Genomic DNA, 19756 nt, shown 5'->3' with positions numbered 1-19756 from the left:
CGCATATCAATAGATCACCGGCACCACTCCCACGTACAAATGCAACTGCGCAACCCCGGCGATAGATTGGCCTCAAGGGTTGCGGAGTATGCGCCATGATCGATTTAACTCACCGGGCAATGGATGGACTTTCTGCGCTTCGTTCGATCGCGCTGATTTTCATGACGCTCGTGACGTCGAGCGCTTTCTATCGCCTGGGGACGCCGATGCTTGACGGGCAGATGTGCGCAGCGGCCTGCAACCGCGGCCTGTCTGACATGGCCTTGAAGTGGGTGCATGTCGAACAGGCGGGGGACACGTTGCCGATCGGCGCGCACCTGATCAGTCCACGCGGATTCTACCTGCATCACGGGATCTACCTGGGCGGCGCGAAAGTCGCTCACTACTCCGGGTTCAGCGGTTCGCTGAGATCCGGCCCCATCGAAGTGATCGAGCTTGAACATTTCGCCCATGGCAAACCGGTCTGGATAGCGCAAGAGCCGTATGAATATTCCAACGATGAAGTCGTCAAGCGGGCGCGTTCACGGCTCGGGGAAAACCAATACCGGATCCTGTCCAACAACTGCGAGCACTTTTGCAACTGGTGCATCAGCGGAAAACACTACAGCGCCCAAGTCGATGCCTACTTCCAGCGTCCCCGTTATCTTTTCGCTTTTATTTCGATGTTGGAACCGCATCTGATTGCCTAGTTTCTCCTCAGGGCACGAGGGCAAGTCGCGCAAGGTCGCTGTGCTACACTTTTTTTCGTTTCACTCGTCGGAAGGGGCGTGAATGAACGGTAATTCTTCATCCAATGAGCCGGGTTTCAAAGGTTCCATTGTGTTCGTGGTGGATGACGATGCCTCCATGCGCGATGCGTTGAGTAACCTGCTGCGCTCTGTCGGGATTCGCGTCGAGACATTTGCTTCCACGGCGGAATTTCTTCGGCAACCAAAGACCGAGTGCCCCAGCTGCCTGGTCCTCGATGTACGGCTGCAAGGCGCCAGTGGCCTCGACTTCCAGGCGCAGTTGGCGGAGTCGAATTCGAATATCCCGATCATTTTCATCACCGGTCACGGCGACATCGAGATGTCAGTCAAGGCGATGAAGGCCGGTGCCGTGGATTTCCTGGCGAAACCTTTCCGTGAACAGAACCTGTTGGATGCAGTGTCCGCCGCGCTTCAGGCGGATGTCCGGCGGCGGCAAGTCGAGCAACAGTTTTCCGATTTGCATGCCCGCTACCAGACACTCACCGTGCGTGAAAAAGAGGTCATGGGTTTTGCGGTCACGGGGCTGATGAACAAGCAAATTGCCGGGCAGATGAACCTGAGCGAAATCACCGTGAAGATCCATCGCGCCCACGCCATGAAAAAAATGTGTGCCAAGTCGTTTGCGGACCTGGTCCGGATGGCCGAAGCACTGGGCACTGGGCACGGGGCAGAGTCGATGAGGGTTCACGAATTGAAGGCTGATAAGTGATGTCGATAAAAAGTTTTATTGACTAAAAAATTACATCGGGTAATTATTCCCCTGCATCTGCTTTCACGCAGAGTCATTTCGCAGGGGCAACCCAATGAATCAGAACACCGTGCCTTCACTGGCCAGTCTTTACGTCGAGACTCACGAATCGCCCTCTGACGCGCGCCTGGCGCCTTCGCTCATGCAAGGCTTTCCCGCCGAACCCCACCACCGTGTCACCTGGCATAACTGGATGAGCCCACCCTTCAACCAATGGGGCTTCCGCAACCTGGCGCGCTTGCGCCCCTCCATCGACGTGCAGGCCGGCACCGGGCCGGTCAGTGCATTCAAACAGGCGCTCCAGCCGCTGGATGCGCTGCACTTCGACAGCGAGTGTGGCTTGAGCATCAGCGTGATCGATCACCTGATCGCCAGCCAGACCGATGCGTTCCTGGTCCTCAAGGGCGACACCGTACTGTTTGAGCGCTACTTCAACGGCCAGCGTCCCCAGGACCGGCACATCATGTTTTCGGTGACCAAATCGCTGATCGGTGCCCTGGGCGAGCAACTGGTCTGCGAAGGCCTGCTGGACCCTACGTTGACCGCCGCCCATTACGTACCGGAACTGACGGGCAGCGCGTTTGGCGACGCGACCGTGCGCCAGCTGTTCGACATGGCCGTGGCCGTCGATTACAGCGAGGTCTATGAGGATCCGGATTCAGAGAGTTCCCAATACGGCTACGCCTGCGGTTTCCAGCCGGCACCGGCGCAGTACACGACGTTCGAATCCCTGTACCAGTATTTGCCGTCACTGAAGAAGCGCGGCAGTCATGGCGGCTTTTTCCATTACGTGACGGCCACCACCGAGGCGTTGGCCTGGGTCATGGAACGGGCGTCAGGCAAGGCTTGCCATCAGTTGCTGCAGGCGGTCTGGAGCTCGTTGGGCTGTGAGCGTGACGGCTACTTCCTGGCGGATCCCTGGGGCCGCAGCGTGGCCGGTGCCGGGTTCAGCGCGACCCTGCGTGACATGGCGCGCTTTGGCCGCCTGCTGGCCAACGATGGTCGCCAGGAGGGGCGACAACTGCTCTCGGCCGAGGCACTCGCCGGTATCGCCGCCGGGGCCGACCCGGCGATCTATGCCGCATGCGCCGACTTCTCGAGCTGGACCCCAGGCGCGTCCTACCGCAGCCAATGGTATGTCTTCAACGACCACAGCCAGGCGCTCATGGCCGGTGGCATCCATGGCCAATACCTGTTCATCGACAAGCCTTCCGGCGTGGTGATCGTCAAGCAGTCGTCCCTGGGCGAAGCCGTCAGTCCTTTCGACGGCGACAGCGTGCGCATGCTGCGTGCCATCGCGGCGCAACTGACGCCCTGACTTCATCCGATAAACACAAGAATTTCGTTCCGCTCACCTGGCCCGGCCAGGTGTTGGCGCGGATTTGCGCCGCCATTCACTGCCCTGTAACAACAATAATCAACAGGAGCTCCATATGGTTTCCATGATGCGTTTGTCCCGAACGTTCCTCGTGCTCGGGTTACCCTTGACCGCCCAGGTTGCCTGGGCGGGCTACACCTTCGACGAGGGCAACCTCAAGGGCGAGGTCAACTTAACGGCCGGTGGCGCAGCCGTGTCCACCCGCAACGTCAATTTTGGCGGCGGCATGGTGGACATGCGCAGCGGCAAGAATGGCGGCACGAAAATCGACTGGCAGGAGTTCTACGTCAAGCCGGGCGTCAAGTTGGAATACGCCGTACAGCCGAATTTCAGCCTGCTGGCCGGCGGCTCCCTGGTGGGGGCGACCACCTTCGGTGATGGCGATGCCGGTGGCTTCACCCGCAGTTCCGACGGCAAGGTGTCGACCGAAGAATTCTATGGCGGTTTCCGGGCCGGGGAGTGGACGGTCACGGGTGGTCGCCAGAATTACATGATCGGTAACGGCTTCATCGTGATGGATGGCAACCTCGACCAATTGAACGATGGCGCCTATTGGCTCGCCCCACGCACCGCCTTCAAGGATTCGGCGGTGGTCGCCTGGGACCATGGCGCGTTGAAGGTCCAGGGCTTCAGCCTGGGGACCGACAGCGACCTGGGTGACTTTCGCATGAGCGGCGTGAACCTGGACTACAACCTCGACGACCAGGTGACGCTGGGCGCCACCGCGTTGAAGGTCAAGGCCATGGGCCCCAAGGGCAGCACGTTGCCGCGTCGTCGCGATGGCATGCTGGTGTACAACGTCAGGGCCTTGAACGCCAAGCTCCCGGCTATCCCGGGCCTGAACCTCAATGCCGAATATGCCCTGGAGCGAGGCAGCGGTGAGGGCGTGGAGTACGATGCCAAGGCCTGGTACGGCCAGGTGGATTACACCTTCAGCACGCTGCCGCTGACTCCGGTGCTCGGCTATCGCTATGCGAGTTTCTCCGGCGATGACAATCTCACGGACAACCGACAGAAAGCCTGGGATCCGTTGAGCAAGGGCTTCGTCGACTGGAGCACCTGGCTGGTCGGCGATGTCGTCGGCAACTACCTGATGTTCAACAGCAACGAAAACGTCCAGCAGTTCTCACTCAAGACCCACCTCAACGAAACCCTCACCCTCGGTGCGATCCACTACCAGTTCTGGCTCGACGAAAAAAACTACATGGGCACCGCCGTCAGCGACAAACGGTTTGCCGACGAGAGTGTCGTCTTCCTGGATTGGGCACCCTCGAAGTCGTTGTCCACCTCGCTCTCGTATAACTGGGTCAAGCCCATGGCAGCGGCCAAGCAGGTCTTCGGCGACGACCGGAAATTCAGCGCGCTGGAACTCTACTTCACCTACCGCTATTAAGTGCCGCGAGCCTTCGCGGCCGCGCTGGAGTGTTTGATCATGAACATGTTTTTGCGCAACACCTTGCTGGGCGCTGTCGTTTCGATGCTGGTCAGTGGCGCGAGCCTGGCCGAAGAGCGGACGGTGCGAATCTACAACTGGATCGAGTACCTGCCGCCTGAAATCCTCAAGCGTTTCGAGGAGGAAACCGGCATCCGTCCCATCTACGATGTCTTCGACAGTGTCGAGACATTGGAGTCCAAGCTGCTGACCGGCAATTCCGGGTATGACGTGGTCTACCCGAGCAGTTCCAACGTCAGTCACCTGATTGCCGCCGGCACCGTCCAGCCCCTGGACCGCAGCCAGTTACCGAACTGGCAGCATCTGGACCCCGAGTTCATGAAGTCCCTGGAGGCGGTGGGTGATCCGGGCAACCGCTATGCAGCGCCGTACCTGTGGGGCACGACCCTGATCGGCTACAACGTCGACAAGGTGCGCCAGGTGTTGGGGGCCGATGTGCAAATGAACACTTGGGACATCCTCTTCAAGGAAGAAAACATGGCCAAGCTGGCCAGTTGTGGCGTCGGTCTGCTGGACGCCGCCAACGAGATCGTGCCCATTGCCTTGCACTACGAAGGGCTGGACCCCAACAGCCAGAAACGTGAGGACTACGCAAAGGCGCAGGCGGCCATGCTCAAGGTTCGCCCCTATATCACCTACTTCAATTCGTCGCGCTATGGCATGGACCTGGCCAACGGCGAGATCTGCGTCGGGGTGGGTTGGTCCGGTGGGGTGGCCCTGGCCAAGCGACTGGCCGAAGACGCAGGGAAGGGAGTCAAGGTGGAGATGGCGCTGCCCAAGGAAGGTGCGCCGATGTGGTCGGACGTCATGATGGTGCCCACCAACGCCCCTCATACCAAGGAGGCCTACGCGTTCATCAACTACATCTTGCGTCCGGATGTCATTGCGCGGATCAGCAACAAGATCGGTTACCCCAACCCGAACAAGGACGCCACGGCGTTGGTCAATGCCGACATTCGCAACAACCCCGCCATGTATGTGCCGGACGAGGTGCGCAAGACCCTGTTCGCCTTGGAGCCGGTGCCAGCCGCCGTGGAGCGGATCCGCACCCGCACCTGGACCGGCATCAAGACCCATCGCTGATCGGTATGACCCGGCGTTGCGGCGCCGGGTCCGTATCGGTGGGTGATGTCCTCAGGCGCGCATGCCTTGGAAGAGCAATTCGGTTATCCGCCGGACCTGGGTGGAGTGTGCCTCGATGTCCGGTTGTTCCTGGTTGACCAGCCTGAACAACTGCAAGTGCGAATAGTCGTTCAACAGGAACGCGGCGAGGTCGACGTCCAGGTCGGCGCGCAGTTTGCCGGCCTGTTGCAATTCCCTGATCAGCCCACTGATTTCCGCCCTGAGTGCATCGTTCATGGCGCGATACCCTTCCGGCAGCCCGTTGTCGCCACCAAACAGGATCAGCGGCAGCAACTCGCGCCACAGGCTCGGGTGCATGACCTCCAGTGCGTAACCGGTCAACAGCCGCTCCAGATAACACAGCGCTTCGACCGGGTCTTCGATTTCAGGCATCTGGCTGCGGGTGTCCGTGAGCGCGCGCTGGTCGGCGTCGTGGAGGATTTCCAGGATGATCTCCTGTTTGTTGCCGAAGTACTTGAACACCGTGGGCGCCGATACGCCGGCCTGGCTGGCGATTTGTTCGATGGTGGTGTTCTGGAAACCCTGGCGCTCGAACAGTTCGACTGCCGCTTTGCTGATGGCTTGCCGACGTTCGGCTTTTTGACGTTCACGCAGTCCGCTCACGGGAGGTCCTTGTCGGAAGAAGAGGTTAAGTGCCTTGGCGCAGCAACCCTGTGGGAGCGAGCTTGCTCGCGATAGCGGTGGATCAGTTGCATTGAAGTCGACTGAAACACCGCCATCGCGAGCAAGCTCGCTCCCACAGGATTGTTGGTTGGCAACAGGCCGGGTATAGGTCTGCAAAATACTTAACCCAGTAAAGTTTTTAAAGGGTTTATTTCGATGTTGCCCCACACGGACTTGGCTGAATGCCACGGTCCAGACACCTGGCAAGAGGCAAAACGCCATGCCCCACATGGCGAAATCAGGCATAGAGATGGCGCGTTCAGGTAACTAACTCGAGAGGGAAGGCAGGTAACGTGGCGCGACTTTTCACCGCAAGTGCGCACGTTCGCTCAAGGTGGATCTACACAACCAAGCGGTGCCGCTTCCAGGAGGGGCGGGAAAACCAGCGACACCGACGGTCCCTGCGCGCGTCTCAATGTTCGATCACAAGAGAATAAAAAAATGACCAGCCCCAGCTTCAAGGATTCGAACGGCCATCTGGCACAGGGCTTCAAGCCTCGTCACGTCACCATGCTGTCCATTGCCGGAATCATCGGTGCGGGTCTGTTCGTGGGATCGGGCCATGCCATTGCCGCCGCTGGCCCGGCCGTCATGCTGGCCTATCTGTTTTCCGGGCTGTTGGTGGTCCTGGTCATGCGCATGCTGGGCGAGATGGCCGTCGCCAATCCGGACACTGGCTCCTTTTCTACCTATGCCGATCAGTCCATCGGGCGCTGGGCAGGCTTCACCATCGGTTGGCTCTACTGGTGGTTCTGGGTGCTGGTGATTCCCATCGAAGCGTTGGCCGCCGGTCATGTCCTCAACCAATGGTTTCCCGCCGTCGATGCCTGGCTGTTCGCCTCGGTGTCGATCGTTCTGCTGGCCGTCACGAACCTGTTCAGCGTGTCGAAGTACGGCGAGTTCGAATTCTGGTTCGCCATGGCCAAGGTCGTGGCGATCATTGGCTTCATCTCCCTGGGGTTCGCGGTGCTGATGGGCTGGATTCCCGAGCGCGAGGCCAGCGGCCTGAGTCGTTTGATGGAGGAGCATGGCGGGTTCGCCCCCAACGGCCTGTCGGCGGTGATGGGCGCGTTCATCACCATCATGTTCAGCTTCATCGGTACGGAGGCGGTGACGATCGCGGCCGCCGAATCCGATAACCCCGCGCAGAACATTGCCAAGGCCACCCGTTCGGTGATCTGGCGTATCGGTGTGTTCTACCTGCTGTCGATCTTCGTGGTCATTTCCGTGGTGCCCTGGAACGATCCGCTCCTGGCTTCAGTCGGTTCCTACCAGCGGGCCCTGGAACTGATGAACATTCCCCACGCCAAATTCCTGGTGGATGTGGTGGTGCTGATTGCCGTGGCCAGTTGCATGAACTCCTCGATCTACATCGCCTCGCGGATGCTGTACTCCCTGGGCCGCCGCGGCGATGCGCCAAAGGCGGTGAAGGTGACGTCCTCGGCCGGCGTTCCAAGGTCCGCAGTGATTGCCAGTACCGTGCTGGGCGCGGGTGTCACCTTGTTCAGCTACTTCATGCCCGCCGGCCTGTTCCAGTTCCTGCTCGCCAGCTCCGGCGCCATCGCCTTGCTGGTGTACCTGGTGATCGCCATCTCGCAACTGCGCATGCGCCGGATGTTGCAACGGCAGAATATCGAGCTGCCTTTTCGCATGTGGCTGTTCCCCTGGCTGACCTGGTTGGTCATCGTGTTCATCTCGGCGGCGCTGGCGGTCATGATGATCACGCCCGAGCACCGCAGCGAGGTCAGTACCACCCTGGGCCTGGCGCTGATCATTTCCTTTATCGGCCTGGCGACATCGCGGCATTCGCCCCAGCCTGAGAGCGTCGCCTCGCTCGGCTAACCCCTCGTTTTCCCCTGTTGACGCCACGTTACTGGCGTCAACAAAACCGCTTTTCAAGCCCATTCAAGGCGCAAAAACCTCCGTCTTGAAGCGCGGCTCTTCCGCCTGTCACCCACTTGCAAACCCAGCCTTGCGAAGCGGCACTAACCCGCGGCCGCGTTGTCAGTAATTGGCGCCTGTAGGGATGAGGATCGTCCCTGGTATCGGCACATCGGCTGAATAGTTTTTCTCGAGCCTCCTCGGGAAAAAGAGCCTCGCGACGGATTGCGTCCTAGACCGACAATTTCTCTTGCAGGCTATTTTCCATGGGGTTTCTACTCGATCCGCGTCATGACATCGATGCTGCCTTATTGAGCTACCGCCGGGTGTTCTGGGCCCTGGCGCTGTTCAGTGGCGTGATCAATCTGCTGGTGCTGGTGCCGTCGCTGTACATGATGCAGGTCTACGACCGGGTCCTGACCAGCCGCAACGAAACCACCTTGTTCATGCTCACCTTGATGGCCCTGGGACTGTTCATGTTCAGTGCCCTGATCGAATGGGTGCGGGGCGAGGTGATGATTCGCATGAGCGCGGGGCTGGACGATGCCCTGGGCGAGCGGGTTTTCGACGCCGCCTTCGCCCGCAGCCTGCGCGAGCACAACGCCAACCCGGCGCAGGTGCTCAGCGACCTGGCGACGCTGCGCCAGTTGATCACCGGACAGGGTTTGATCGCGTTGCTCGACGCACCCTGGCTGCCGATCTTCCTGCTGGTGGCGTTCATCTTTCATCCCTGGTTCGGCGTGCTGACGCTGGTGCTCGCCCTGGTGCTGATCGGCTTGGCGCTGTGGGGCGAACTGGCGACGCGCACGCGCCTGGGCGAAGCCAATCGCTTGGGGGTGCAGTCGTCGATCTATGTCAACAGCACGCTGCACAACGCTGAAGTCATCCAGGCCCTGGGCATGCTCGGGCCGTTGCGCCAGCGCTGGAGCCTGTTGCAGCAACGCATCATTGCCGCCCAGGCCCATGCCAGCGACCGCGGCGCGCGCATCACCGCGGCGACGCGTTTTGTGAGGATCTCCGGGCAGTCCCTGGCCTTGGGGCTGGGGGCCCTGCTGGTGCTCGAAGGCCAACTGTCGGCGGGCATGATGATTGCGATGTCGCTGTTGCTGGGGCGAGCCCTGGCACCCGTGGAAATCGCCATCGGCTCGTGGAAGCAATTCAATGCCGGGCGCCAGAGCTACCAACGCCTGAGCCAATTGCTGGCCCAGCACCCGCGCGAGCGCCTGCGCATGCCGTTGCCACCGCCCACCGGCGCGGTGCGCCTGGAACAGTTGTATGTCGGCCCTCCGGGGGCTTCGCAGCCGATCCTGCGCGGGATCAATTTCAGCCTCGCCAAGGGCGACGTGCTGGCCGTGGTCGGGCCCAGTGCCAGTGGCAAATCGACGTTGGCCCGAGCCCTGGTCGGGGTCTGGCCGGCCATGGGCGGGTCGGTGCGCCTGGACGATGCCGAAATCAGCCAGTGGTCCCACGATGCCCTGGGACCGTACCTCGGCTACTTGCCCCAGGACATCGAGTTGTTCGACGGCACGGTCGCCGACAACATCGCCCGTTTCGGTGAGCAGGACGCCGACAAAATCATCGCCGCCGGACGGCAAGCCGGTATCCACGAAATGATCCTGAGGTTTCCCAAGGGCTACGACACGCCGCTGGGCCCTGGCGGGCTTGGCTTGTCCGGTGGGCAGAAACAACGCCTGGGCTTGGCGCGCGCGCTCTACGGCCGACCGTCGCTGATCGTGCTCGATGAGCCCAACTCCAATCTCGATGACGCCGGCGAGCTGGCGCTGGTCCAGGCGATCAGCGCGCTCAAGGCGGCCGGCAGCACCGTCGTGTTGATCACTCACCGGCCCAGTGTGCTGGCGGTGGTCGATCACATCCTGGTGCTCAAGGACGGTACTCAACAAGCGTTCGGCCCTCGGGACCGGGTGCTCAAGGCATTGATGCCGGGGCCGCGACCGGCCGCGGTCAGGGAGGCTGGCAAAGATGCGTGATCTGACCCCCGAGGCACACACCTACAGCGAGCAGGGGCTGAGCGTGCGCAGCACCACGACGCTGCCCAGCGCCAGGACCGACGCCGGGAACGCGGCGCGTTATGGCGTGGGTTTCCTGGTCCTGACGCTGGGTGGTTTCCTGCTCTGGGCCTGCCTGGCGCCACTCGACCAGGGGGTGGTGGGCAGCGGCACCGTGGTGGTGGCGGGGGAGCGCAAGGCGGTGCAGTCGTTGGTCGGCGGGGTGGTGGAGAAGCTGCTGGTCAGCGATGGCGACCGCGTCACCCAGGGGCAATTGCTCGTGCAACTCAACACGGTGCAGGCGCAGTCGCAATTGGACGTGACCCTGGGCAAGCTGCTCAATGATCGCAGCATCGAGGCGCGCTTGATTGCCGAGCGCTTGGGCAGCGCCGAGATCCAATGGCCCACCGAATTGCTGGCCCGCGCCGACGAGCCGCGAGTCAAGGCGGCCATGGCCTTGCAGAGCCAATTGTTCATCACTCGCCGGGCGGAATTGAGCAGCCGCTTGCAGATCATCGAGCACGAAGCCGCGGCGTTACAGCAACAGCTACTTGGCTACGAAGGCGTCAAGCGCAACTACGACGCGCAGATGCGCTTCCAGCAGCAGGAGCTCGAAGGCCTGCGTGACCTGGCTCGAGAAGGCTACGTTCCGCGCAACAAACTGTTCGAGGCCGAGCGCAACGCGGCTCAGTTGGCGGGGCAGATCGCTTCTGGGGTGGGCGATGTCGGCAGGACCCGCCAGGCGATCAACGAAAGCCGGCTCAAGGCCTTGCAGGCGCAGCAGGAGTTTCGCCGCGATGCCGAAACCCAGCTCAGTGAAGTTTCGGCCGAGGCGGCCGGTTATGCCGATCAGATTCGGGCCTTGCAGTTTGAAGTCGACAACGGTGCGATCCGCGCGCCAGTGGCCGGGCAGGTCATGGACGTGAGCATTCATACGGTCGGCGGCGTCGCGCAGGCCGGCCAGACCCTGATGCAGGTGGTGCCGCTGGATGCGCCGATGGCGATCACCGCCCGCTTCGAGCCGCTGATGGCCAACAAACTGCGCCCGGGCCTGCCGGTGCACGTGCATTTCACCGCGTTGCAGCGGGTGGATACACCGACGGTCACCGGCACCGTGACGACGGTGTCGGCGGACCAGTTGATCAATGAACAGACGCACCAACCGTACTTCTCCGCCAAGGTCGAGATTCCCGCCGACACCGTGGTCGCGTTGCAGAGCGCCGGCCTGCTGGTGCGCCCCGGCATGCTCGCCGATGTCACGGTGGTGACGGGCGAGCGCACCTTGATGAATTACCTGATGAAGCCTTTGCGTGAACGCTTGCTGGCAGCCTTCAAGGAGGAATGAGCATGGTCGACCGTTGCCGCTACCGTTGGCGTGTGTTGCTGGGCCTGTATACCGGTTGGGCGGTGCTCAATCCGCTGTGGGCCGCCGAGGCTGGCCTGAGCCTCACCGCCGCCTACGATGCCTCGCGCCTCAATGATCCGACGGTGCAATCGGCGGCCCACGCTTTTGAAGCTTCGCGGCATGAAGAAGACATTGGTCGTGGTGGCCTCTACCCGCAAGTGTCGCTGAGCTCGCGCTACGGCTATGGCGGACGTACCGACGGCGGCGACGACAGCACTTACGTCAACAGCAACGATTACCAGGCGAACAACATCACCCTGGCGGCGCAACAGCCGCTCTACGACAAGGCCCGCTGGGCGGCGTACCAGGAAGGTAAGGCGCGCGGGCAACTGGGCACCCAGGTGTTCGACGTGGCTGGTCAGACCTTGTATGACCGGGTGGCAAAAGGGTATTTCGACGTTGCCCGAGCCGAGAACGAGATCAAGCTGATCCAGCAGCAAAAGGCGGCCATCCAAGGCTTGGTCATCCAGAGCAAAAAACTGTACGAGGGCGGCCAGGGCGCGATCACCGATATCGATGAGGCCCAGGCGCGACTCGACCTGGTGCAAGCCCAGGAGGCTGAAGCCCAGGCGCGCCGTGTGGCGGCATTGCGGGCGTTGTCCGGGCGGGCCAGCGTGCCCATCGACGACATCCTGCCAATGCGCGAAGAACTGGCCGCCGGTAGCCCGATCCCGCCGGAGCAGGACTTGCCGTACTGGACGGCGATTGCCCGCCAGGCCAGCCCCGAGCTGGCCGCCCGGCTGGCGGCGGTGAAGGTCGCCGAGGCCCAGGCCGACAGTCAGCGCGCCGGGCATTATCCGACCCTGTCGCTGACCACTCAATTAACCCGCAGGGAAACCCGTCAATACCAGGAGCTCGACCCGCGCCAGGACACCTACTACGTGGGCGTGCAATTGGACATTCCGTTGTATCGCGGCGGTGCGGTGCGGGCCTCGGTGGCCAAGGCCGAAGCACAACTGGCCGGCGCCCAGTCCGACTACGATGTGCAGCGCCAGCAACTGGCCGAGGATATCGAGGCCGACTATCTGGGCGTCGTCGCCGGGTTCACCAAGAGCAAGGCCATGCAGCGGGCGGTGGAGTCCAACCAGCGAGCACTGGCCTCGACGGAGAAAGGCTTCCAGGGCGGTGTGCGTTCCACGGTGGATATTCTTGACGCCCAGCAGCGGTTGTTCCAGGCCCGTCGAGACCTGCTCAATACCAAGCTCGACATGCTGCAAAGTTATGTGAGCTTGCACACCCACACCGGCCAGATGAACCGCGCGGTGCTGGAGCAGGTGCAAAGCCTGTTCTAGACAACCCAGGGTTCAAGTTTGCACCTGACCCTGTGGCGAGGGAGCTGGCTCCCGCTGGGCTGCGAAGCAGCCCCAAACCCAGGCAATGAGTGGTGTCAGGCAGACCGAATCCAGCGGTTCACGACTGCTGCGCAGCCGAGCGGGAGCAAGCTCCCTCGCCACAAAAGCAGTCCAGGCCTGAGCTTGCCTTCAACTTTTCAGGCACAGCACGACCCCCCCAGTGGGAGCGGGCTTGCTCGCGAAAGCGGTGGGTCAGTCAGCATCCATGTTGGATGGGCTGCCGCCATCGCGAGCAAGCTCGCTCCCACCGTTTTGATCTGTGGTTGCCTGCGATTTTCCTGGCACAGCACGACCCCCTGTGGGAGCGAGCCTGCTCGCGAAAGCGGTGGGTCAGTCAGCATCCATGGTGGATGGGCTGCCGCCATCGCGAGCAAGCTCGCTCCCACCGTTTTGATCTGTGGTTGTATTGGGTTTTTCTGTGAATCAAGCCCCCTGTGGGGGGCTTGGGTTCAGGCGGTGAAGTCGCTGGTGTGCAGCTCCTTGACGCCCACCAGCTCGAATTCGAACTCGGGGGTGGCGTCGGCGTTGGTACTGCCGGAGAGGATGCCATCGACGAAGCGCAGCTGGCCGGTGGCGTTGGTGGCGTCGAAGGCGTTGCTGCCGATGAACGTGAAGGCATCGACCGTGGCGGTCAACGGGTTGGCGTCCAGGCCGGTGAGGTCCAACTTGTCGAACTCCGCGCTCTTGAAACCGCTGATCACATCGCGCAAAGCCCCGACGCCCATGTCCGACAGCGCACCAAACACGTAGGTGTCCGCGCCCGTGCCGCCGCTGAGGTTGTCGGTGCCCGCGCCGCCGATCAAGCGGTCATCGCCCGAGCCGCCCACCAACGTATCGTTGCCGGCCCCACCGTCGAGGACGTTTGCCGCACTGTTCCCCGACAACGTGTCGGCGTAGGCGCTTCCTTTCAGGTTCTCGATGAATTTCAACGTATCGAGCCCGGACCCCACGGTGTTTTGCTGCGCAGACGTCGAGAGGTTGACGGTTACACCGGACAAGGCGCGTTCGAAACTGGCGGTGTCAATGCCATCGCGCCCATCCAGGACATTGTTGCCGGCACCGGCGAACAATGTGTTGTTCAGGGCGTTGCCGATGCCATTGGCGGCGCCGGTGCTGTCGACATACAGGTTCTCGACGTTGTTGCCCAAGGTATAGGTCGCCAGGCTGCTGTGCACGCCGTCGACCCCACCGGTCACCGTATTGCTGTTGGTCTCGATCACGCTGTCGTCGGCATTGTCGACAAAGTAACTGTCGTTGCCGTCACCACCGCTCATGCTGTCGGCCCCCGCGGCGCCGTCGAGCACGTTGTTGGCGGCATTGCCGGTGATGAAGTTGCGTCGTTCATTGCCGGTGCCGTCGATGTCCGAAACCCCGGTGAGCACCAGGTTCTCGAGATTGGCCCCCAGCGTCCAACTGACCGAGGCCTGCACCGTATCGATCTGCGCGGTAGAGGTGTTGGTTTCCACCACGCTGTCGAAGGCATTGTCGACCACGTAGATGTCGTTGCCATCGCCACCGGTCAGGGTGTCGGCGCCGAGGTCGCCATCCAGGGTGTCGTTGCCCGAGCTGCCCACCAGGGTGTCGTCCTGGTCGGTGCCGGAGATCATTCCACCTTCGTTCTGCGCGTCGTCGAAGATGTCCTGCACGCTGTTATTGTCGTTGGGGTTGCCCTGGAAGCCCAGGTCATCGGCGATGTAGTCCGCCAGGCGTTGGCCGACGATTTCCGCCGATTCTTCATGCAGGTGCCAGACGTCATCGGGATACACCAGTGGATCGACTTCGTAGCGCAAGGGCAGGTCGGTGTAGTCCACCGCCAGCTTGACGTCGGCGCGTTCGGCGGCCATGGCTTCCTGGGCGGCGCGGACATAACCGACGCCTTCGACAATGGCGGCGACCTTCTCTTCCGAATAACCCCGGGCCCGAGCCGCGTCCTCTGAGTAATGACCGGTTTCCATCAGGTACACACTGAAATTGCCGAATTGGGCATGCAGATAATCGAAGACTTTCAGGGTCGCGGCCTTGTACGCCGCCGCGGCTGCGGCCTTGTCCGTGGCGCGGGCGATTTCCTGGGCGGCTTCCTCGCCCTGGCCCCAGATGATGCCCATGGTGACGTTATCGATCGACTGCAGTTCGGTGCGCTGGTCGCGTAGCAACGTCACCGCCCGCAACAGCGCCGGCCCGGGCTGGTTGGTGTCGGTCAGCCACCAGCACAGCCTGAGTTCCTCGGCGCCGAGCGTGGACAGGCCGTTGACTGTGCTGCCGCCGACCGCGATGTCGATGCCGTTGCCATCGGCATCGTTGAACTGGCTGCGCACATCGTAGGTGGTGTAGCGGTTCAGGTCATTGACCAGCATCGAGGTGCCGGATTGGTCGTCGTCCTCGCTCATGCGCAGCAGGCGTGCATTGGATTGGCCGAGGGTTGGCAGGTAGAGAATGTCCTGCTGGGCACGCTCGCCGAAGACGAAGTCGTTGGCGGTGAGGGTGTTGAGGTAGTTGCCGTTGAGGGCGATTTCGAAGCGATTGCCATCGGCGTCGGCTTCGGCGGACTTGACGTAGGTCTTGTCGCCTGCCGCGTTCAGGGTCATGTACAGCGTGCTGTTGCTGCCATCGCCGAGGCCGAGAAAGCCCAGCCCCGAGACGTCGATTTTGTCGACGCCGACGGTGAAGTCATAAATCGTGTCGGTAGCCGTGACACCCCCGGTGTCGTAGTCGCGGTAGCTGTCGGACAGGTTGTTGTAGCGAAACGTGTCGGCGCCGTCGCCACCGTACAATGAGTCGCGTCCGGCGCCGCCATCGACGATGTCCGCGCCGGTGCCGGCCTTGATTGTGTCGTTGCCGCCGAGGCCGAGGATCAGGTCCGCGCCTGTCGTGCCGTTGAGGGTTTCGGCGTTGTTGGTGCCGGTAATGGTGTTGGCGGGCGCATCGGCCACCACCAGGGTGAAGTTGTCGCTGACCGAGGCGCCGGAGGGATCGGTGGCCTTGACCAGGACGTCGTAGTTGCCCGCCGCGGTGCTGGTTGGCGTGCCGCTGAAGGTCAGGCTGGTGGCATTGAAACTCAGCCAGGCGGGCAGGGCATTGCCGTTGGCGAGGGTTGCGGTGTAGGTCAGCACGTCCTGGTTGGCGTCGGTGAAGCTGTTGCTCGCCACGGTGTATTTGAATGGCGTGCTTTCACTGGCGTTCTGGTCCAGGAGTGGAGTGGCCACGACCGGCGCCACGTTGGTGGGGTTGGTCTGGTCGGCGAAGACGAAGTGATTGGCCGTCAGGCTGCTGACAAAGTTGCCCGCCATCGAGATCTCGAACCGGTTGCCGTTGGCGTCGACCGTGAGGTCCTTGAGGTAGGTGCGGTTGGTCGACGAACTGTAAGTGACCTGCAGGGTGCCGTTGAGCCCGTTGCCCAGGCCGGTATAGCCAAGGGCCGACACATCGATCTTGTCGGCGGCCACATCGAAGTCGAGGATCTGGTCACTGGCGCTGGTGGAACTGGTGCGGTAGCTGTCGAGTTTCGAGGTGTAGCGGAACACGTCGGCCCCGGTGCCACCGGTGAGTTTGTCGACCCCGGTGCCGCCGACCAGGATGTCGTTGCCGGCGCCGCCATTGAGAGTGTCGTTGCCGGCGCCACCGAACAGTTGCTCATTGGCCGCGGTGCCGGTCAGCGTGTCGTTGTTCGGCGTGCCATTGATCACAATGGCGGCGGGGACGTCCTGCACGGCGAGGGTAAAGCTGTCGCTGACAGTGGCGTTGCTGCCATCGGTCGCCGTGACCTGGATCGAGTAGGTGCCCGACGCCGTATCGGGAGGCGTGCCGCTGAAGGTGCGAGTGGCGGCATCGAAGATCAGCCAACTGGGCAGGGCGCTGCCATTGGCGAGCTTGGCGGTGTAGCTCAGGCTGTCGTTGTCCGGATCGGTGAAGCTGGTGGCTGGCACCACGTAGCTGAACGGGGTGTTTTCGGTGGCGTTCTGATCCACCAGCGGTGTGGCCAGCACGGGCGCCTGGTTGGTCGGCGACGTGGTGGCGAAGACGAAGTTGGCGCTGGTCAGGGTGTTGAGGTAATTACCGTCCAGCGCTACTTCGAAGCGGTTGCCATTGGCGTCGGCTTCCAGGGATTTGATGTAGGTCTTGGTGCCAGCACTGTTGAGCACCAGGTACACGGTGTTGTTCTTGCCATCCCCCAGGCCGGTGAAACCCATGGCCGAGAGATCGATCTTGTCGGCGCTGACGTTGAAGTCGGTGATCAGGTCGCCCAGGTTGGCGCCGCCGGTGTTGTAGTTGCGGTAGCTGTCCAGGCGGTTGGCGAACACAAAAGTGTCCGCACCGGTGCCACCGGTGAGGGTGTCCATCCCGGCACCGCCGTCGAGCTTGTCGTCGCCGGCGCCGCCACTGAGGCTGTCGTTGCCCGCCAGGCCGAGCAAGGTGTCGGCCGCATCGCTCCCTAGCAGCGAGTCACTGCCGCTGGTGCCGGTGATCACGCGATTGAATATGAAGTTACTGGCGGTCAGGGTACTGGCGAGGTTGCCCGAGAGGATCAGCTCGAAGCGATTGCCGCTGGCGTCGGCGTCGAAGTCCTTGATGTAGGTGCGGTCGCTGCTGGCGTTGTAGCTGACTTGCAGGGTGCCGCCACGGCCATTGCCCAGGCCGGTGAAGCCGAGTCCGGCGAGGTCGATCTTGTCTTGGGTGACGTCGAAGTCGGTGATGGTGTCATCGAAGCTGGTGGTCGCGTTGCGGTAACTGTCCGACTGAGCGACGAACCGGAACGTATCGGCACCCGTGCCACCGGTGAGTTTGTCGAGGCCCGCGCCACCGACGAGGATGTCGCCTCCCGCCGCGCCATTGATGGTGTCGTTGCCCGCGCCGCCATAGAAAATCTCGCTGGCGGCGCTGCCCAGCAGGGTGTCGTTGCCGGCCGTGCCTTGCACGGTGGTCATCGGCACCGTGGCGCTGACGTAGCTGCCATCGCCATAGACCAGCGTGGCGCCCTTGCTGGTGTGACTGATGGTGTTGGCGATGATGGCGTTGCGGTCGGTGCCGTCTTCATTGCGCTCTGCAACACCGTAGGTCGACAGGTCGCTGCCGCTGATGATGTTGCCCTGGATGAGGTTGTCGCTGCCGTTGAAGTACTTGCCGGACACGCCCAGGGTGTCGTCATAGGACTGGATGATGATTTCCGGTACGGCACTGCCCAGGGCGTTGTTGTTGAGGGTGTTGTCGATGACCTCGACGTGGTTGCTGCCGTAGATGCGGATCCCGGCGCTGGCGTTGTCATGGATGTCGATGCCCGTGACGGTCACTTCACTGGAGAGCTTGATCAGCACGCCTTCGGCGCCGTTGCCATACACCTCGCCGCCGGTGATGGTGATGTTGCTGGGTGAGGGGATGTCCTCGCTGCCGCGCTGGACCACGATGCCGTTGCCACCGTTGTCGTAGGCGACGTTATTGGTCATGGTGAAATCGTGGGTGCTGGTGACGATGTTGAAACCGTGACGGTCGTTGTTGTAGGCGATGTTGTTTTCGAAGGTGCTGTCGCTGAGGAAGTCGGCGACGAATCCGTCCAGGCCGTTGCCGTGGGACACGCTGTTCTTGATGACCATGTTGACGGTCTGCTCGTGGGGGTCGAAACCGTACCCGGAGCAATCCTTGATCTCGACGCTGTCGAGGGTGACGTTGGAGTCGTAGCCTTCTTCGCCGGGAATATAGCCGTTGAACCAGCCGTCGACCTTGCCGGTAGTGCTGTCGCGGTTACCGTCGATGGTGAGGTTGCTGACGCCGAAATCGTGGGTTTCCTCGCCATAGGCCGAGCGGATGATGCCGGTGATCTTGGTGTCGGAGCCATCGGCCAGCTTGACCGTGGTGTCGCCCATGCCGTCGCCGTACAGGTAGACGTTGCTCTTGAGCATCAGGCAGCCGTCGGAAGGTTCCTCACCACCGGAAACGATATAGGTGCCGCTGGGCATGTACACCTGCCCACCGCCGGCCGCAGCCGCCGCATCAATCGCACTCTGGATGGCTGCCGTGTCGTCGGTGATGCCATCTCCTTTGGCGCCAAAATTTTGTACGTTGAAAATCATGAGCTTATCTCCGTATCAGGCTTTAACCTCGGTAGACGTCAACATTCCATCGACGACCTTCGTGTTATGACCCAGCGGAGCGCAAAAGTTGTGACCGCATATCGGGGAAAGTGTCAAAAAGCCGGACTAACTGATCAGCGGTTGTGTGGGGATGGGCTGGAATAACGTTCTGTTGACGCTTTCTTAGCGCTGACGACGCCCTTTGTGGGAGCGAGCTTGCTCGCGATAGCGGTGTATCAGTCGCCATTGATGCCACTGACCCGACGCTATCGCGAGCAAGCTCACTCCCACAGGGTTTGGTGGTGGGGCGGACATACGGTTTCCTTGATTGGCATCAACCCCGCTTCAGGGACCGCGCGATACCCTCGACCAGATCATCGCCCCGCTGAAAGGGGCGGCCGAGGACGCTCATGAGTTATCCGCTGTTTCTGACCTTGCATCTGTTTGCCGCGTTGGTGTTCATCGGCACGGTGTTCTTCGAGGTCCTGTTCCTGGAAAGCATCCGCAAGCAACTGCCCGCCAAGGTCATGGTGTTGCTGGAACAAGGCATCAGCCGGCGCGCCCGGCAGTTGATGCCGTGGGTGCTGCTGGTGTTGTTCGGCGCGGGTGGCGGCATGGTCTGGCTGCGCTATTGGCCGGCGTTGTCGTCGCCGTCGCAGTCGTCCTTCGGTGTGCTGCTGGGGCTGAAGATCCTGTTGGCGGGCAGTGTGCTGGGGCATTTCTTCTGGGCCATGTGGCTGTTTCGCAGCGGGCGCATGAACGCCCGCTACGTGCACATCATCCATGTCAGCGTGTTCTTGCACATGGTGGCGATCGTGCTGCTGGCCAAGGCCATGTTCTACGTCACCTGGTAAGCGCTGGCGGCGGGGGCGGGGCGCTTGATACAGGTCAAGGTGGCCTAACGGGTTAGCGCGCA

Annotated in this window: 12 protein-coding genes; 10 read left to right on the top strand and 2 right to left on the bottom strand. The window is 62.0% G+C overall.

Features of this window, described 5'->3' with window-relative positions:
- The first annotated feature begins 95 nt into the window (after positions 1-95).
- The 5 genes from AC515T_RS16545 (at position 96) to AC515T_RS16525 (ending at position 5411) form a co-directional block, all read left to right on the top strand.
- A complete protein-coding gene (locus AC515T_RS16545) occupies positions 96-689 on the top strand; it encodes a lecithin retinol acyltransferase family protein (protein ID WP_122565576.1) in 594 nt (197 codons plus the stop codon).
- Positions 690-771: 82 nt separating this feature from the next.
- On the top strand, positions 772-1458 hold the full coding sequence (locus AC515T_RS16540; RefSeq protein ID WP_496529194.1) for a response regulator transcription factor: 687 nt from the start codon (positions 772-774) through the stop codon (positions 1456-1458).
- A gap of 94 nt (positions 1459-1552) precedes the next feature.
- Complete coding sequence (locus AC515T_RS16535) at positions 1553-2815, top strand: serine hydrolase domain-containing protein (RefSeq protein ID WP_496529193.1); 1263 nt, start codon at positions 1553-1555, stop codon at positions 2813-2815.
- 115 nt (positions 2816-2930) lie between these two features.
- Positions 2931-4268 (top strand): alginate export family protein, encoded by a 1338-nt coding sequence (locus AC515T_RS16530; protein ID WP_496529192.1) that lies wholly within the window; start codon positions 2931-2933, stop codon positions 4266-4268.
- A gap of 39 nt (positions 4269-4307) precedes the next feature.
- Entirely contained in the window at positions 4308-5411 is a 1104-nt protein-coding gene (locus AC515T_RS16525; protein WP_496529191.1) for a polyamine ABC transporter substrate-binding protein, read from the top strand.
- A 51-nt stretch (positions 5412-5462) separates the two neighbouring features.
- Here the strand turns inward: AC515T_RS16525 and AC515T_RS16520 are convergent, their stop codons facing one another.
- Complete coding sequence (locus AC515T_RS16520) at positions 5463-6074, bottom strand: TetR/AcrR family transcriptional regulator (protein ID WP_496529190.1); 612 nt, start codon at positions 6072-6074, stop codon at positions 5463-5465.
- Positions 6075-6575: 501 nt separating this feature from the next.
- Here AC515T_RS16520 and gabP point away from each other — a divergent pair.
- From gabP to AC515T_RS16500, 4 genes are all read left to right on the top strand, one after another.
- The gene (gene gabP / locus AC515T_RS16515; protein WP_496529189.1) at positions 6576-7976 is read left to right on the top strand and encodes a GABA permease; all 1401 of its coding nucleotides are present in this window, start codon (positions 6576-6578) and stop codon (positions 7974-7976) included.
- A 305-nt stretch (positions 7977-8281) separates the two neighbouring features.
- Positions 8282-10003 carry a type I secretion system permease/ATPase gene (locus tag AC515T_RS16510; RefSeq protein WP_496529188.1) on the top strand — a complete coding sequence of 574 codons (1722 nt, stop codon included), beginning with the start codon at positions 8282-8284 and terminating at the stop codon, positions 10001-10003.
- Entirely contained in the window at positions 9996-11366 is a 1371-nt protein-coding gene (locus AC515T_RS16505) for an HlyD family type I secretion periplasmic adaptor subunit (RefSeq protein ID WP_496529187.1), read from the top strand. The genes AC515T_RS16510 and AC515T_RS16505 overlap by 8 nt, the downstream gene beginning before the upstream one ends.
- Positions 11367-11368: 2 nt before the next feature.
- On the top strand, positions 11369-12718 hold the full coding sequence (locus tag AC515T_RS16500) for a TolC family outer membrane protein (RefSeq protein WP_496529186.1): 1350 nt from the start codon (positions 11369-11371) through the stop codon (positions 12716-12718).
- A gap of 509 nt (positions 12719-13227) precedes the next feature.
- Here AC515T_RS16500 and AC515T_RS16495 read toward each other — a convergent pair.
- A complete protein-coding gene (locus AC515T_RS16495) occupies positions 13228-18840 on the bottom strand; it encodes a putative Ig domain-containing protein (protein ID WP_496529185.1) in 5613 nt (1870 codons plus the stop codon).
- A gap of 410 nt (positions 18841-19250) precedes the next feature.
- Here AC515T_RS16495 and AC515T_RS16490 point away from each other — a divergent pair, with 410 nt between their 5' ends.
- Entirely contained in the window at positions 19251-19694 is a 444-nt protein-coding gene (locus AC515T_RS16490) for a CopD family copper resistance protein (RefSeq protein ID WP_496529184.1), read from the top strand.
- Positions 19695-19756: the final 62 nt, after the last annotated feature.

Source organism: Pseudomonas sp. FSO-7 (assembly GCF_059579345.1).
This window is presented reverse-complemented; position numbering and strand designations above follow the sequence as displayed.

Coding starts and splice junctions, on each gene's coding strand:
- AC515T_RS16490 (WP_496529184.1), top strand. CDS start 19,251: ATGAGTTATCCGCTGTTTCTGACCTTGCATCTGTTTGCCGCGTTGGTG.
- AC515T_RS16545 (WP_122565576.1), top strand. CDS start 96: ATGATCGATTTAACTCACCGGGCAATGGATGGACTTTCTGCGCTTCGT.
- AC515T_RS16505 (WP_496529187.1), top strand. CDS start 9,996: ATGCGTGATCTGACCCCCGAGGCACACACCTACAGCGAGCAGGGGCTG.
- AC515T_RS16500 (WP_496529186.1), top strand. CDS start 11,369: ATGGTCGACCGTTGCCGCTACCGTTGGCGTGTGTTGCTGGGCCTGTAT.
- AC515T_RS16525 (WP_496529191.1), top strand. CDS start 4,308: ATGAACATGTTTTTGCGCAACACCTTGCTGGGCGCTGTCGTTTCGATG.
- AC515T_RS16510 (WP_496529188.1), top strand. CDS start 8,282: ATGGGGTTTCTACTCGATCCGCGTCATGACATCGATGCTGCCTTATTG.
- AC515T_RS16530 (WP_496529192.1), top strand. CDS start 2,931: ATGGTTTCCATGATGCGTTTGTCCCGAACGTTCCTCGTGCTCGGGTTA.
- AC515T_RS16540 (WP_496529194.1), top strand. CDS start 772: ATGAACGGTAATTCTTCATCCAATGAGCCGGGTTTCAAAGGTTCCATT.
- gabP (WP_496529189.1), top strand. CDS start 6,576: ATGACCAGCCCCAGCTTCAAGGATTCGAACGGCCATCTGGCACAGGGC.
- AC515T_RS16495 (WP_496529185.1), bottom strand. CDS start 18,840: ATGATTTTCAACGTACAAAATTTTGGCGCCAAAGGAGATGGCATCACC.
- AC515T_RS16535 (WP_496529193.1), top strand. CDS start 1,553: ATGAATCAGAACACCGTGCCTTCACTGGCCAGTCTTTACGTCGAGACT.